Source organism: Caballeronia zhejiangensis (assembly GCF_022879815.1).
Classification (GTDB): Bacteria; Pseudomonadota; Gammaproteobacteria; order Burkholderiales; family Burkholderiaceae; genus Caballeronia; species Caballeronia zhejiangensis.
Genome location: NZ_CP084283.1, coordinates 650,302 through 664,613, shown reverse-complemented (window position 1 = coordinate 664,613; position 14,312 = coordinate 650,302). Strand labels below are relative to the sequence as shown.

General features: G+C 64.1%; 12 protein-coding genes. 9 read left to right on the top strand and 3 right to left on the bottom strand.

Annotated elements, in window-relative coordinates:
* Nucleotides 1-2 precede the first annotated feature (2 nt).
* The 4 genes from LDZ23_RS03105 to LDZ23_RS03090 are packed head-to-tail and all read left to right on the top strand — an operon-like array spanning nucleotide 3 to nucleotide 3,420.
* Nucleotides 3-470: a type II secretion system protein gene (locus LDZ23_RS03105; protein ID WP_244807779.1), complete on the top strand. Its 468-nt coding sequence runs from the start codon at nucleotides 3-5 to the stop codon at nucleotides 468-470.
* A gap of 5 nt (nucleotides 471-475) precedes the next feature.
* Nucleotides 476-853, top strand: coding sequence for a type II secretion system protein (locus LDZ23_RS03100; protein ID WP_244807778.1), 378 nt, complete (start codon nucleotides 476-478; stop codon nucleotides 851-853).
* Nucleotides 828-1,340 carry a type II secretion system protein gene (locus LDZ23_RS03095; RefSeq protein ID WP_244807777.1) on the top strand — a complete coding sequence of 171 codons (513 nt, stop codon included), beginning with the start codon at nucleotides 828-830 and terminating at the stop codon, nucleotides 1,338-1,340. Before LDZ23_RS03100 ends, LDZ23_RS03095 begins: the two co-directional genes overlap by 26 nt.
* Nucleotides 1,341-1,392: 52 nt before the next feature.
* Nucleotides 1,393-3,420, top strand: coding sequence for a glycoside hydrolase family 19 protein (locus LDZ23_RS03090; protein WP_244807776.1), 2,028 nt, complete (start codon nucleotides 1,393-1,395; stop codon nucleotides 3,418-3,420).
* A gap of 91 nt (nucleotides 3,421-3,511) precedes the next feature.
* On the opposite strand, the gene LDZ23_RS03085 is transcribed toward LDZ23_RS03090, so the two are convergent.
* Nucleotides 3,512-4,339, bottom strand: coding sequence for a lytic transglycosylase domain-containing protein (locus LDZ23_RS03085; protein ID WP_244807775.1), 828 nt, complete (start codon nucleotides 4,337-4,339; stop codon nucleotides 3,512-3,514).
* 163 nt (nucleotides 4,340-4,502) lie between these two features.
* On the opposite strand from LDZ23_RS03085, the gene LDZ23_RS03080 reads away from it, so the two are divergent.
* Nucleotides 4,503-5,363: a 2OG-Fe(II) oxygenase gene (locus LDZ23_RS03080; protein ID WP_008351040.1), complete on the top strand. Its 861-nt coding sequence runs from the start codon at nucleotides 4,503-4,505 to the stop codon at nucleotides 5,361-5,363.
* 43 nt (nucleotides 5,364-5,406) lie between these two features.
* Here the strand turns inward: LDZ23_RS03080 and LDZ23_RS03075 are convergent, their stop codons facing one another.
* Nucleotides 5,407-6,885 (bottom strand): lytic polysaccharide monooxygenase, encoded by a 1,479-nt coding sequence (locus LDZ23_RS03075; protein WP_244807774.1) that lies wholly within the window; start codon nucleotides 6,883-6,885, stop codon nucleotides 5,407-5,409.
* 319 nt (nucleotides 6,886-7,204) lie between these two features.
* On the opposite strand from LDZ23_RS03075, the gene LDZ23_RS03070 reads away from it, so the two are divergent.
* The 4 genes from LDZ23_RS03070 to LDZ23_RS03055 all read left to right on the top strand — a co-directional run bounded on the left by LDZ23_RS03070 (nucleotide 7,205) and on the right by LDZ23_RS03055 (nucleotide 11,956).
* The gene (locus LDZ23_RS03070; RefSeq protein ID WP_008351043.1) at nucleotides 7,205-7,723 is read left to right on the top strand and encodes a Csu type fimbrial protein; all 519 of its coding nucleotides are present in this window, start codon (nucleotides 7,205-7,207) and stop codon (nucleotides 7,721-7,723) included.
* 104 nt (nucleotides 7,724-7,827) lie between these two features.
* A complete protein-coding gene (locus LDZ23_RS03065) occupies nucleotides 7,828-8,553 on the top strand; it encodes a fimbrial biogenesis chaperone (RefSeq protein WP_034472900.1) in 726 nt (241 codons plus the stop codon).
* 22 nt (nucleotides 8,554-8,575) lie between these two features.
* The gene (locus tag LDZ23_RS03060) at nucleotides 8,576-10,990 is read left to right on the top strand and encodes a fimbria/pilus outer membrane usher protein (protein ID WP_244807773.1); all 2,415 of its coding nucleotides are present in this window, start codon (nucleotides 8,576-8,578) and stop codon (nucleotides 10,988-10,990) included.
* 3 nt (nucleotides 10,991-10,993) lie between these two features.
* Complete coding sequence (locus tag LDZ23_RS03055; RefSeq protein WP_008351048.1) at nucleotides 10,994-11,956, top strand: Csu type fimbrial protein; 963 nt, start codon at nucleotides 10,994-10,996, stop codon at nucleotides 11,954-11,956.
* 28 nt (nucleotides 11,957-11,984) lie between these two features.
* Here LDZ23_RS03055 and LDZ23_RS03050 read toward each other — a convergent pair whose 3' ends face one another.
* Nucleotides 11,985-14,270 carry an arginine/lysine/ornithine decarboxylase gene (locus tag LDZ23_RS03050; RefSeq protein WP_008351050.1) on the bottom strand — a complete coding sequence of 762 codons (2,286 nt, stop codon included), beginning with the start codon at nucleotides 14,268-14,270 and terminating at the stop codon, nucleotides 11,985-11,987.
* Between the last annotated feature and the right edge of the window lie 42 nt (nucleotides 14,271-14,312).

Below are 14,312 nucleotides of genomic sequence, written 5' to 3'. Positions count from 1 at the left end.
CGATGGAAAGGGGCTTCACGATCATCGAACTGCTGGTCACGCTCGCGATCCTCGCCGCGCTCGCGATGGTCGCCGCGCCCCTCGTGCAGATCGCCGCGCAGCGCAACCGGGAGGACGAGTTCAGGCGCGCGCTGTGGAGCATCCGCGACGCGATCGACGCCTACAAGAAAGCCGGCGACGACGGCAAGATCGACCGTCCCGTCGGCGAGACGGGCTATCCGGCGAAGCTTGCAACGCTCGTCGAAGGCGTCGTCGACAAGACGAGTCCGACGCACGCGCGCATCTACTTTCTGCGCCGCGTGCCGCGCGACCCGATGTGCGACTGCCCGAGCCGCTCCGACGACGCGACCTGGGGCAAGCGCAGCTACGCGAGCCCGCCCGATTCGCCGAGCGAAGGCGACGACGTCTACGACGTCTATTCGCTCTCCGAAGGCACCGGTCTCAACGGCGTTCCCTATCGAAAGTGGTGAGAGCCATGTGGAAGAAGGCGCTGCGCGCATTCACGCTGATCGAGTTGCTGGTCGTGCTGGCGATCATCGCGACCTTGCTCACGCTCGTCGTGCCGCGCTACTTCGGCCAGGCGGACAAGGCGAAGGAAACCGTGCTGCATCAGAACCTCGCCGCGATGCGCGATTCCATCGACCGCTTTCGCGCGGATCAGGGGCGCCATCCGCAATCGCTCGATGAGCTCGTGCAGAAGCGCTATCTGCGCGAGATACCGATCGACCCGGTCGCGGGCAATCGCACCGCATGGACGACCGAGCCGCCCGCCGACGGCACACCCGGCGTCTACAACGTGCGCAGCGGCGCGAAAGGCAAGGGCAAGGATGGCAGCGATTACAGCGCGTGGTGAGCGGCGCGGCGGCGCACGTCGAAAGCGCGAGCGCGGCTTCGGCATGTTGTGGGCGCTGATGTGCGTCGCGCTGATCTCCATCTGTCTGATGGCGGTCGGCACCGTATGGACCACGCAAATCCAGCGCGTGAAGGAAGACGAGCTGCTGCGCCGCGGCGACGCGATCCGCCGGGCGATCGAGGCTTACGTCAAGGCCGACAAGAGCGGCGCGTTCCCGAAGCGCTTCGACGATCTGCTGCGCGATCCGCGCGCGTCATACGTGCAGCGCTATCTGCGCGAGGCCTATGCCGATCCGATGACCAACGACGGCCCGTGGCAGGAGATTCGCGGGCCGGACGGCGAGTTATACGGCGTGTACAGCGCATCGAACGAAGCGCCGCTCAAGAAGGACGGATTTTCCGACAGCGATGCGAGCTTCGGGCTGCAGACGAGCATTTCGGAATGGAAGTTCACGTACTACCCGGAAAAGAACATGAGCCGACGGTAGCCGACTTCAATCGTCCGGCGCGCATCCGGACCTTCACGCTGGAGAGACTGAGATGACATCGATTCGAAGAAAGCTGGCATTGCTGCCGGCCGCGCTGATGCTTCAGGCGGGTCTGACGTTCGCGCAGCAGGCCTGGACCGAGGGCACGACCTATTCGGCGGGCACGACAGTCACGTACAACGGACGCGTCTATCAGGCTTTGCAGACGCATACGGCTTATCCCGGCGCGGGATGGAATCCGGCTGCGTCGCCGACGTTGTGGAAGGATGTCGGCGCGGCGGGGACGCCTGCGCCGGCTCCGGCTCCGGCTCCGACGCCTGTGCCGGTTCCTGCTCCGGTTCCGGTTCCGACTCCGACGCCTGTTCCGACGCCCACGCCGACGCCGACGCCGGTTCCGACACCAACGCCGACACCAACGCCAACGCCAACGCCAACGCCAACGCCGACACCAACACCGTCCGGCTGCTACACGGCGTGGTCCGCGAGTCAGGTTTATGCGCAGGCGAACACGCGCGTGACGTACAACGGGCGGAACTATCGAAACAAGTGGTGGACGCAGGGCGACAATCCCGCGCAATCGGGCGCGTATGGCGTGTGGGAAGACCTCGGCGCGTGCAGCGGCGCAACGCCGAGCCCGACGCCCGTTCCTACGCCTGTTCCTACGCCTGTTCCTGCGCCTGTTCCTGCGCCGACGCCTGTTCCGACTCCAACGCCCACGCCGACTCCGGTGCCGGTGCCCACGCCGACGCCGACGCCCGTACCTGTGCCCACTCCGGTTCCGACGCCAACGCCAACGCCAACCCCAACGCCAACTCCAACCCCAACGCCAACCCCAACGCCAACCCCCGCGTCCTACAAACCTCAAATCACCTACATCCCCGCGCCCGCCGATTACCCGACGCAGGCCCAGTTCAACGCGTCCGAGAAAGCGCTGATCGACCAATCCGGCGGCCAGATCGCGACGCTGCGCGACGCCCTGCGCGTGCTGCCCGACGACGAAGTCAACGCCGTCGTGCCGAAACGCGCCGCCAATCCGTCGAACGTGAAGCGCGTCGAAGCGATCATCCCCGAAGCGAAGTTCGACGCGCTCTTCCCTGTACGCAACATCGCTTATTCGTACGTGAACTTCCTGCGCGGCATCGCTAAATTCCCGGCCTACTGCGGCGACTACACGGACGGACGCGACGCCGACGCCATCTGTCGCAAGCTGCTCGCCACATCGTTCGCGCACTTCGTGCAGGAAACCGGCGCGAACTGGAATTCGCTGACGCCGGCGCAAGCGCGCTCGAACGACGCCGAGCACAACAACCCGGTACTCGCGACGATGCCGCAAAACACGCCGATTCCCTTCTGGCAGCAAGGTCTGTGGTTCCTGCGCGAATCGGGATACACGGAAGGCTCGGCGGTCGGCGCGTATCAGCAGTGCATCCCCGGCTCGCACGCGACGAACTGGATCTTCTATCCGTGCGCGAAGAATGCCTCGGGCAAGTATCTCGACTACTTCGGGCGCGGCGCGAAGCAGCTCTCGTGGAACTACAACTTCGGCCCGTTCTCGCAGGCGCTGTATGGCGACGTCAACATCCTGCTCGACAATCCCGGACGCGTCGCGGATACGTGGCTCAACTTCGCATCCGCGATCTGGTTCGCCGTGACGCCGCAAACGCCCAAGCCGCCGATGACCTGGGCCGTCGACGGAACCTGGAAACCGAACGCCGTCGATATCGGCAACAACATGAAGCCGGGCTTCGGCGCGACGGTGTTCATCATCAACGGCGGGATCGAGTGCGGCGGCGGCGGCGCGGAAAAATCGCAGGTGACGAACCGCATCAACGCGTACAAGGAGTTCACGCGCGAGCTGGGCGTGACCATTCCCGCCGACGAACCGCTCGGCTGCGCCAACATGAAAGGCTTCAACGAAGGCTCGGCCCCGCGATCAAGGCGTATCTCGACAAGGACTATTCGTGGATCAACGGCAAGCCGGCGACGGGATGCAAGCTGGTCGACTATCAGATGCCCTTCTCGCTCATCAATCCGGGCGATTACAAGGCGTGCACGGACTACTTCTTCCGCGGCAAGGTGACATACAACGGCAAGGTCGAAGTCGACAACACGAAGTAAGCGCCGGCGCGTTCCCTCGCGGCAACATCCGCGCGAGGGAACGCGTGAAGCGTTCAGCGCCCGTCGCGATAACGCTCGGCGAGCGTCTTCACGCGCGACACATACGTGCGCGTCTCGTTGTATGGCGGCACGCCGTTGTAGCGATCGACGGCCGCCTCGCCGCTGTTGTACGCGGCCAGCGCGAGATCGAGATTGTTGTTGAAGCGCCTGAGCAGCCACGACAGATACTGCACGCCGCCGCGAATGTTTTGCGCCGCGTCGAACGGATCGCCGACGTTGAAGCGCGTCGCCGTCGCCGGCATCAGTTGCATGAGGCCCTGCGCGCCCGCGCGGGAGATCGCGTTCGCGCGATACGCCGATTCCGCGTGAATCACCGCGCGCACGAGCGCGCTGTCGACGTTGAACGACGCGGCGGCGGCATCGATTTCGCGTCCGTAGGAACGCGTGTCGAGCGCGAGCCCCGCAACGTTGACGTCATCGCCGGGCGAGCACAGATTGCACGTCTCCATGAAACGCAACTCGATGACCGTTACGTTCGCCGCAACGCCGGCCGGTTTCCTGGACACGAAGTGGCGCACGCCGTCTGCGACATAGCTGTAGATGCGCGCCGTGGTCTGACGTCGCGTGAGCGGCGCGGCGGGCGGCGCGGCCGACGCCATCGATGCGGATGACGCTGCAGGCGGCGTCCACTGCCAGTTCATGTTCACGCGGATGCACTTTGCGTTTTCGATGCGCGTGCTGACATACGTGACCGTGTTGTCATCGGACTCGCAGCGCAGCATCGACGCGGCGCGCGCTCGCTCGCCAAGCGCGAGGCATCCGATCGCCAGCAACAAGGCGATCACAGGGCGGCCTTCGATCCTCAACGATGCGCTTCGCATGGCGCGATTCATCCCTCATCCGACACGGCCCGATGCCGCGCCTTGAGAAAGCATAGTTCGCTTTGCGCGAGCCGCGCGGCTGTTTCAATCGCGCCGTTGTTATTCAGATGCTTTTGTGCTTCCATGAAAGGACCGATCGTTTAGTGATACTCGGAAAGCCGCCATGAGCACGATTCCCCGCTTCGATTCGACATGGAAGAACTGGCTCGACGACAACATCCGCCGCGGCTGCACGCATCAGTCGCTGATCGACGCGATGATCGCCGCCGCGTTCCATCCGAACACCGCGCGCCTGCTGCTCGCGCGCCATCTTGCCGGCGACGCGCCTCAAGCCGACGATGAAACATCGCCCGACTATCTCTACGGCACGCCGATGCTGCCGCAGGCGCGCGTGCTGACCGCGAGCGATCGATCCGCGCCCAAGGTGTTCAGCAGCGAACAGCCGGTGATCGCGCTCGTCGCCGACGTGCTCGACGACACCGAATGCGACCGGCTGATCGAGATCGGCCGCGAGCATGTGCAGCGCTCGTCCGTCGTCGATCCGGATTCGGGCAAGGAGATCACCATCGAAGAACGCAGGAGCGAAGGCGCGTTCGTCAATGCATCGACGGATGCGCTCGTCGAAACGATCGACCGAAGGATCGCCGAACTGTTTCGCCAGCCGGTAGAGAACGGCGAGGATCTGCATATCCTTCGATACGGCATGGGCGGCGAATATCGCCCGCATTACGACTACTTCCCCGAAGAGCAGGCCGGCAGCAAACATCACATGCAGCGCGGCGGGCAGCGCATCGCGACGGTCATCCTCTATCTCAACGAAGTCGAGCAAGGCGGCGACACGACGTTTCCGGACATCGGACTCGCGATTCATCCGCGGCGCGGCAGCGCGCTCTATTTCGAATACGTCAACGAACTCGGACAAAGCGATCCGAAAACGCTGCACGCGGGCACGCCCGTCGAAAAAGGCGAGAAGTGGATCGCGACGAAGTGGATCCGGCGCGGGCGTTTTCGCGCTGAAGCATGAGACTTGCGCGACGCCTCGATGCGGGCGCCGCGCTCCCCCTCTCTCATTTGCAGGCTCCGACTTTTTCCCAGGCGCCGTCGGAGTTCGTCGCCGGATCGGCGTTGGCGCTCCACCACTTGTTGCGATAGTTCATGCCGTTGTAGCTGACCGTCGTGCCCGCGGTCGCGTAGGTCTTGCTCGCGCTCCACGGCGCGGCGCACGCGAGCAACGTCTGTCCCGAACACGCGCCCAGGTCCTGCCACGATTTGCCGCTGCCCGAATTGCGCGAGGGATCGTCGGAGTTCTCCCAGCGCGCGCTGTAGTTGCGGCCACTCACCGATACGTTTTCCTTCGCCTTGTAGATCGTGCCCGACTGCCAGGCGATGGCGCATGTCGCGCCTCCTGCGCTGGGTGAGGGGGCGGGGGTTGGTGTCGGCGTTGGCGCCGGTGCGGGCGTAGGTGTTGGCGTTGGCGTTGGCGTTGGCGTTGGCGTTGGCGTGGGCGTGGGCGTTGGCGTTGGCGTTGGCGTGGGCGTGGGCGTTGGCGTGGGCGTGGGCGCAGGTGAAGGCGTCGGCGTAGGTGAAGGCGCGGGTGCCGGCGCGCCGGTGTAATCGACCGCGAAGTTGTAGTCCTGCGGACTGTCGACGTAGATGCGGTTCGCCGACATCGTCTTCTGCGGCACGATGTTGCCGTTGTTGTCGATCAGCCCCAGCCGCACATGCTTCGCATCCGAGTTGACCTTCTGCGCCATCGCATACACCCAGTCCGCAGCGGCCGTCGTCTGCGCCGTCACCGTATAGCTGATCGATTCCAGATCGTGCCCGTCCGCATCGAAGACCCGCAGCGTGATCTTCATGCCCGCCGGTTGATCCAGCGCCGTCGTCGGGATCGGACGCATCTCGCGCCAGGTCGTGCGCGCGCCGTTGATGACCACGTCGCTGCACGCATAGAACGCTTCGGCGCTGTCGTTGCGCTGCCAGATCGTGTAAATGATCCGCCTGCCCGTTTTGCCGGCGGGCAGCTTGCATTGCAGCTTGTAGCGCCCGTTGTCGAGCGTCGCGCTGTTGAGTTCGCAGAACGGCTTGCTGTCGAGATCGGACCATTTCAACGGCTGATTGAAATCGTAGCCGTCCGAGGTCATGTACATCTGGAAGTAGCGCGTGACGTGCGGCGCGGTCGCGTACCAGACGAATGTGTAGTTTCCGCTCAGATCGGCCGAGATCGTCGTGGCCGGCCAGTCGCTTCGGCCGAGATCCAGACCGTAGTAGTTGGTCTTGCCGCCGCTGCACAGATGCCCGTCGGGCACGAAAGCCTTGTGATCGCCATTGGGCAGTTGATTCACGCCAGCCCAGTCGTACAGGAATGATGGCCCCGCCACCGCGACCGCAGCCTTGCACGGCGCCGACGTCGGGCTTTCCGGGCCCTCGAGGTAGCACGAATAGACGCGGCTGATCGGCGTCTCGATCGTACCGTGCGCCGACACCGCACACGGCACGGCCAACGGAAGCAGCACGAACCTCAATTTCCACTTCTCAGCGAACATGACAATCCCCTTTTTTGATTTGCTTCGCATATCTAATTCAAATGGTCGAACCGCGCCCGATCGCTCTTCATTCTAGAAGGCGCAATCGGGATGAGTTAGCACGAAGATGCTCCGTGCCGGCAGCCAGTGATTCGCGGCACGCATCAATCTCAATAACGCCCGCGACATAACCACAACAAGCGAAACACCGCGCCTGCCTATCTCAATTAAGAGTCGTCTCATTCAGTCTTAGTCGCGTATTCCCTATGATTCATCCATGTCCTCGCGACGCCAGCGCGATTCAGCATCAGTCATCTTTTCGATCTCAGGAGTGTTCCTCATGCGTAACCTGTTCAAGAAAGCCGCCGTCATTGCCATCGTTGCAAGCGCCGCCACGCTCGGCGCCGTCGGTTCGCAGAATGCATTCGCCGCCACGAGCAAGACCGCGACTTTCGACGTCACGCTGACGGTTCAGGACGATTGCTCGATCGCCGCCAATCCGCTCGATTTCGGCAGCACCGGCGTGCTCACGCAGAACATCGATCAGAACGCCAGCCTGTCGGTCACCTGCACCAAGGGCACGCCCTACACCGTCGCCCTCGACGCGGGCACGGCCACCGGTTCGGCCATATCGGATCGCAAGATGGGCAACGCAGCAGGCGACGCATTCGTCTCGTTCAACCTGTATCGCGATATCGCCCGCACGCAGGTCTGGGGCAACACGGCGGACACCGACACGGTCGCGGGCACCGGCGACGGCGGCGCGCAAACCATCCCGGTCTATGGCCGCGTGCCGACGCAGAACACGCCCGCGGCTGGCGCGTATTCGTCGACCATCACCGCGACGGTCGTGTTCTAAACCTCGCATCGGGCTGCAAGCATCTCGCACTCAGCGCGACGCTTGCTTGTTCGCAGATAAATCTATATCAATGGGATAGTCGGGATGACATAAGGAGACCGACGATGCCCACCTTGCTACCGCGCGTCTGCGCGGTTTTTCTCTTTCTGCAATGCTCCGCGACGCTCGCCGCTTCATTGCAAATCTCCCCGGTAACGATCCAGCTCACTGCCGCGGAGAACGGCAAAGTCATCAACCTGAGCAACGGCGGCGACGAACCGATCCACGCTCAAGTGCGCGCGTTCGTCTGGGATCAGGCCGATGAACAGGACAAGCTGACGCCGACGCGCGAGATCGTCGCGAGCCCGCCTATCGCCGAAGTGGCCGCGGGCGGACAGCAGGTCATCCGCGTGATTCGCGCGAGCATGGAGCCGTTGCAGCAGGAGCGCGCGTATCGTCTGCTCATCGATGAATTGCCGCCGGAAGGCGCTACCGCCGGTGCAAACGTTCAGTTTCGCTTTCGATATTCTGTACCACTATTTATTTCGCCAGCCGGTGAAGCGGGCAAGCCGAAGCTGCAATGGAGCATCGTCGAGAGAAACGGCAAGCCGTTTCTGCTCGTCTCGAACAGCGGGGCGATCCATGCGCAGTTGAGCGCGGTATCGCTGAAAAACGGCGGCGCGGACATTCCGATTTCCGCGGGCCTGCTCGGCTACGTCCTGCCGGGCCGCGTGCGCGCGTGGGCGCTGCCCGCCGCCGCGAGCGCCTTGCGCGGCAAGCCGGCGGACGTCGCGGCGACGGTCAACGGCTCGGCCGTCACGGAGCGGCTCGGCGAGAGCGGCGGACCTTGATCGCTTGCGCATCGCCGCGAGCATGTCCTCGTCCGCCGACACTGCCAGGAAGACGCCGGGCCGGAAAGCTCGCGTCGCGCTGACGCTCGTTCTCGTGTCGGAAGCGGCGATCGCGCAGGTCGACATCACCGGCGGCGGCTCGCCCGCCGAACTGCCGAGCCTCTCGGGCGCAGCGCGCGGGGAGCCCTTCGGCGCGTTCGCCGAAACGAATCAGCAACTCGTGCTCGAGATCGTCATCAACGGAACGAATCTCGGCGAGCCGTCGGAGTTCGAACTGCGTCACGGCCAACTTTATGCCGAGCCGCACACGCTCGGAGCCGCGGGCATCCGCGTGAGCGATCTCAAACCGGACGCCGATGGCTGGCTCGCGCTGTCGTCGATTCCCGGCTTGCGCGCGACGTATGCGCCCGCGCGCCAGCAGGCGATTCTCGACGTCGACGAAGCGCGCCAGACCACACGCAAGATCGGCTACACGCTGCCGGTCACGCCGAAGGCGACGTCAGGCACCGGCTTCCTGATGAACTACGACGTGAGTTACACGCGCGAATACGGCGAGGACAGCGAAAACAGCATCGGCGTGTGGAGCGAGCAGCGCCTCTTCACGCCCTTCGGCGTGTTCGACAACACCGGCACCTGGATCAACGCGGACGGCGGCTCGAACCGATACACGCGGCTCGACACGAACTGGAGCTACTCGAATCCCGCGAAACTTTTCACGATGACGGTCGGCGATTCGGTATCGGGATCGCTGCCGTGGTCGCGCTCCGTGCGCTTCGGCGGATTCCAGATCCAGCGCGACTTCACGCTGAGGCCCGACCTCATCACGTTTCCCCTGCCGATGTTCTCCGCCTCGGCCGCCGTGCCTTCCGCCGTCGATCTCTACGTCAACGGCCTGCGCCAGTACAGCGGCGAAGTCGCGCCCGGGCCGTTCCAGATCGCGCAGGCGCCGAGCCTGAACGGCGCGGGCGTCGCGCAAATCGTCGTCACCGATGCGCTCGGTCGCCGCGTCACGACGAGCGTGCCGCTCTATATCGATGCGCGGCTCTTGTCGAAGGGATTGTTCAACTATTCGTTCGAACTCGGCTTCCTGCGCGACAACTACACGGTCGAGTCTTTCGACTACGAGCGTTCGCCCATCTATAGCGGCGTGTTCAGCTATGGCGTCAGCGACTGGCTGACCTTGCAGGCGCACGCCGAAGGCGGCCAGGGACTCGTCAACGGCGGCGCGGGCGCGGTCATCGGCACCGGCGGCTTCGGCGTGTTCAGCACGGCGGCGGCCGCGAGCAAGGTCGACGGTATGACCGGTTCGCTCTACAGCCTCGGCTATCAGTACATCGGGCCGAAGTTTTCCGTCAGTCTGCAGGGCACGCAGGCGTCGAGCGGCTATCGCGATGTCGCGTCGCTTACGGGCACGTCGACGTTTCAGCATGTCTATCAGGCGACGGCGTCGGTTTCGTTCCTGCGCACGCAATCGGCGACGATGAGCTATGTCGATTTCGAGGACAGCTTTTCCGGGCACGCGCGCGTCCTCACGCTCGCGTACAACGCGCAGTTCGGGCGGCGCTGGTCGCTCTTCGCGACGGCGTACCGCGACTTCCTGCAGAAGAACGTGTGGGGCGGATCGATCGGCGTGACGGTCGCGCTCGGCGGCAACATGGCGGTCAGCACGACGCTCGCGCAATCGGGCGGCCACTCGACGGCGGACGTCACCGCGTCGCGTCCGGCCGATTTCAGCGGCGGATGGGGCTGGACGGTGCAGGCGGGCGCGGGCGCGGATTATCGGCATGGGTTCGCGGGCGCGAACTATCGTGCGAGCTTCGGGGAATTCCAGGCGACGGCGCAGCGCTTCAACGGCACGACGACGGGCACCGCCGAGATGACCGGCGCAATCGCCATCATGGACGGCGCGGTGCTGCCCGCGCGCACGATCACGGATGGCTTCGCGCTCGTCTCCACCGACGGCGTCGCGGGCGTGCCGGTGAGCCAGGAGAACCGCAAGGTCGGCGTCACGAATTCGGGCGGCCATCTGCTGGTGCCGGATCTGCAGTCGTATCAGCGCAATCAGATCGCGATCGATCCGCTCGCCTTGCCCGCCGATGCGCGTATCGAAACGACGAAGCTCAACGTCGCGCCCGAACGGCGCTCGGGCGTGCTCGCGCGCTTCGGGATGTCGCGGTATCAGGGCGCGTCGGTGAGTTTCGTCGATGCGGGCGGCGCGCCGATCAAGGAAGGCGCTGCCGCGACCAACGAGAGCACGGGCGAAACGGCGATCGTCGGCTTCGACGGCCTCGCGTTCTTCAACAAGCTCGACGCCGCCAACACGGTGACGATTCGCGGACACGGCGCGAGCTGTTCCGCGCAGGTGCCGTTCGACGCCGCGTCGTCACACGAGTTGCCGCAGATCGGGCCGTTCGTCTGTCGCGGCAACGGAGGATGAATCATGCGAACGCGATCGTGGATACGAAGAGGCGCGGTCATCGTCGTCGCGATGTTTGCGCTGCTCGCGCTGCCGAAAGCGTCGCGGGCGCAGATGTGTTCGTTTTCCGTCGGCTACACGGATTTCGGCGAATACGACACGACCTATTCGGAGCCGACGGAGGTCGTCGGCGCGGTCATCATGTATTGCACCGGCTACACGACGCCGATGGTGCGCATGTGCCTGAACATCAGCACGACGTCGCCGCGCGTGCTGACCGGCCCGAACGGCGCGACGCTCGACTACAACCTATACGTCGATCCGGATCATGTGAGCGTGTGGGGCTCGATTCTCAACCCGTCGACGACGCCGTACATCATCGACCTGCCCGTGCATCCGAGCGGCAAGGTGTGGGCACAGGAGCCGTTCTACGGGCGGATTCCGCCGAATCAGCAGGTCGGATTGGGGACGTACACGCAGACGTTCACCGCCGCCGACACGTATTTCGTCTATGTGGGCTACAGCGGCACGCCGCCGAGTTGCAGCACGGCGACCGCGCCGTACAAGTCGGCGGCGTTCAACGTATCGGTCAACGTGGCGAACAACTGCAACATCTCCGCGACGCCGATGGCGTTCGGCACGCAGAGTTCTTTTCAGGAGCCGCTCGAGGCGACGAGCCGCATCACCGCGACCTGCACGTCGGGCGCGTCGTACAACATTGCGCTGAACGGAGGCACGTCGGACGGCGGCGCGATCACTGGGCGCAAGCTCACACGGGTGGGTGGGACCGAGACAATCGACTATCAGCTGTACATCGACCCTTCGCATACCGTCCCGTGGGGCGACGGCACGTCCGGGACTGTGATGGGCAACGGCGTCGGTACGGGCGTCGCCTACACCTTCACCGTCTATGGGCAAGTGCCTGCGCAATCGGCCCCACGGCCCGGCCCCTATCGCGACACGATCACCGCATTCATTATTTTTTGATGCGGCTCGTGATCGCCACGGCGTGCACTCAATCCCGCACGCAATCCACGAAATACTCGATCCGTCCGTTGATCATCTCGCCGACCAGCCCGTGAATATCCGTATGGAATCCCGGGAAGCGCTCGTTGAACTCGCGCGCGAAACGCAGGTAATCCACGATCGTGCGATTGAAACGCTCGCCCGGAATCAGCAACGGAATGCCCGGCGGATACGGCGTCAAAAGAATCGACGTCACGCGTCCTTCCAGTTCGTCGATAGGCACGCGATCGATCTCGCGGTGCGCGAGCTTCGCGAACGCCTCGGACGGCTTCATCGCCGGCTCCATGCTCGACAGATACATCTCCGTCGTCAGGCGCGCGATGTTGTTCGCGCGATAGACGCTGTGAATCTGCTCGCATAGATCGCGCAGACCGATGCGCTCGTAAGACGGATGCTGCGCGACGAACTCCGGCAGCACGCGCCACAGCGGCTGATTGTTGTCGTAGTCGTCCTTGAACTGCTGAAGCTCCGTGACCATCGAGTTCCAGCGGCCCTTCGTGATGCCGATCGTGAACATGATGAAGAACGAGTAAAGCCCCGTCTTCTCCACGATGATGCCGTGCTCCGCCAGATACTTCGTCACGATCGCGGCCGGAATGCCGGTCTCGCCGAATTCGCCGTCGACGTCGAGTCCCGGCGTGATGATCGTCGCCTTGATCGGATCGAGCATGTTGAAGCCTTCCGCGAGCGCGCCGAAACCGTGCCAGCGGTCGTTGGGCTTCAGCACCCAGTCCTCGCGATCGCCGATGCCCTCTTCCGCCAGCGCGTCCGGGCCCCAGACCTTGAAGAACCAGTCGTCGCCGTATTCGGCATCGACCTTGCGCATCGCGCGGCGGAAATCGACCGCTTCCGCAATCGACTCCTCGACGAGCGCCTCGCCGCCCGGCGCTTCCATCATCGCGGCCGCGACGTCGCACGACGCGATGATCGCGTATTGCGGCGACGTGGACGTGTGCATCAGATACGCCTCGTTGAAACGATGACGGTCGAACGTGCTGTTCTCGCTGTCCTGCACGAGAATCTGCGACGCCTGCGAAATGCCCGCGAGCAGTTTGTGCGTGGAGTGCGTCGCGAACACGAGCGCGCCCGTGCGCGGACGGCCCGCGCCGATCGCGTGCATGTCCTGATAGAACGAGTGGAACTCGGCGTGCGGCAGCCAGGCTTCGTCGAAGTGCAGCGTGTCGAGCATGTCGCCGAGCAGATCCTTGATCATCTCGACGTTGTAGATCACGCCGTCGTACGTGCTCTGCGTGATCGTCAGAATGCGCGGCTTGATCTTCGGGTTCTTCGCCAGCGCCTCGCGCGCGAACGGATTCGCCTCGATCTTCCTGCGGATATTCTCCGGCTTGAACTCGTCGCGCGGAATCGGTCCGATGATGCCGAAGTGATTGCGCGTCGGCGTGAGGAACACGGGGATCGCGCCCGTCATCGTGATCGCGTGCAGGATCGACTTGTGGCAGTTGCGATCGACCAGCACGATATCGCCCGGCGCGACGGTCGCATGCCACACGATCTTGTTCGACGTCGACGTGCCGTTGGTCACGAAGAAGAGATGATCCGCGCCGAAGATGCGCGCCGCGTTACGCTCCGACGCCGCGACCGGGCCGGTGTGATCCAGCAGCTGACCCAGTTCCTCGACCGCGTTGCAGACGTCCGCGCGCAGCATGTTTTCGCCGAAGAACTGATGGAACATCTGCCCGAGCGGATTCTTCAGGAATGCCACGCCGCCCGAGTGCCCCGGACAGTGCCACGAATACGAGCCTTCGTCCGCGTACTGCACGAGCTCCTTGAAGAACGGCGGCGCGAGCGCATCGAGATACACCTTCGCCTCGCGGATGATGTGACGCGCCACGAACTCCGGCGTGTCCTCGAACATGTGGATGAAGCCGTGCAGTTCGCGCAGGATGTCGTTCGGCAGATGGCGCGACGTGCGCGTTTCGCCGTACAGGAAGATGGGGATATCGGCGTTGCGCTTGCGCACCGCGGTGATGAACGCGCGCAAGGCGACGATGGCCGTCGCCAGTTCCGGCGTATCGCCTTCTACGACGACGTTGTCCGCGTAAGGCAGCAATTCCTCGTCGTCGATCGACAAAATGAAACACGATGCGCGGCTCGACTGCTGCGCGAACGCGGCGAGATCGCCGTAACTCGTCAGGCCGAGGACTTCGGCGCCTTCCTTTTCGATCGCTTCTGCGAGCGCCCGGATGCCGGAACCCGAAATGTTTTCGGAGCGAAAGTCTTCGTCGATGATGACGACGGGGAAGCGGAACTTCATGGGGCGAATCTCCAAATGGAAACGACCGCTGCCCGAGTCGCA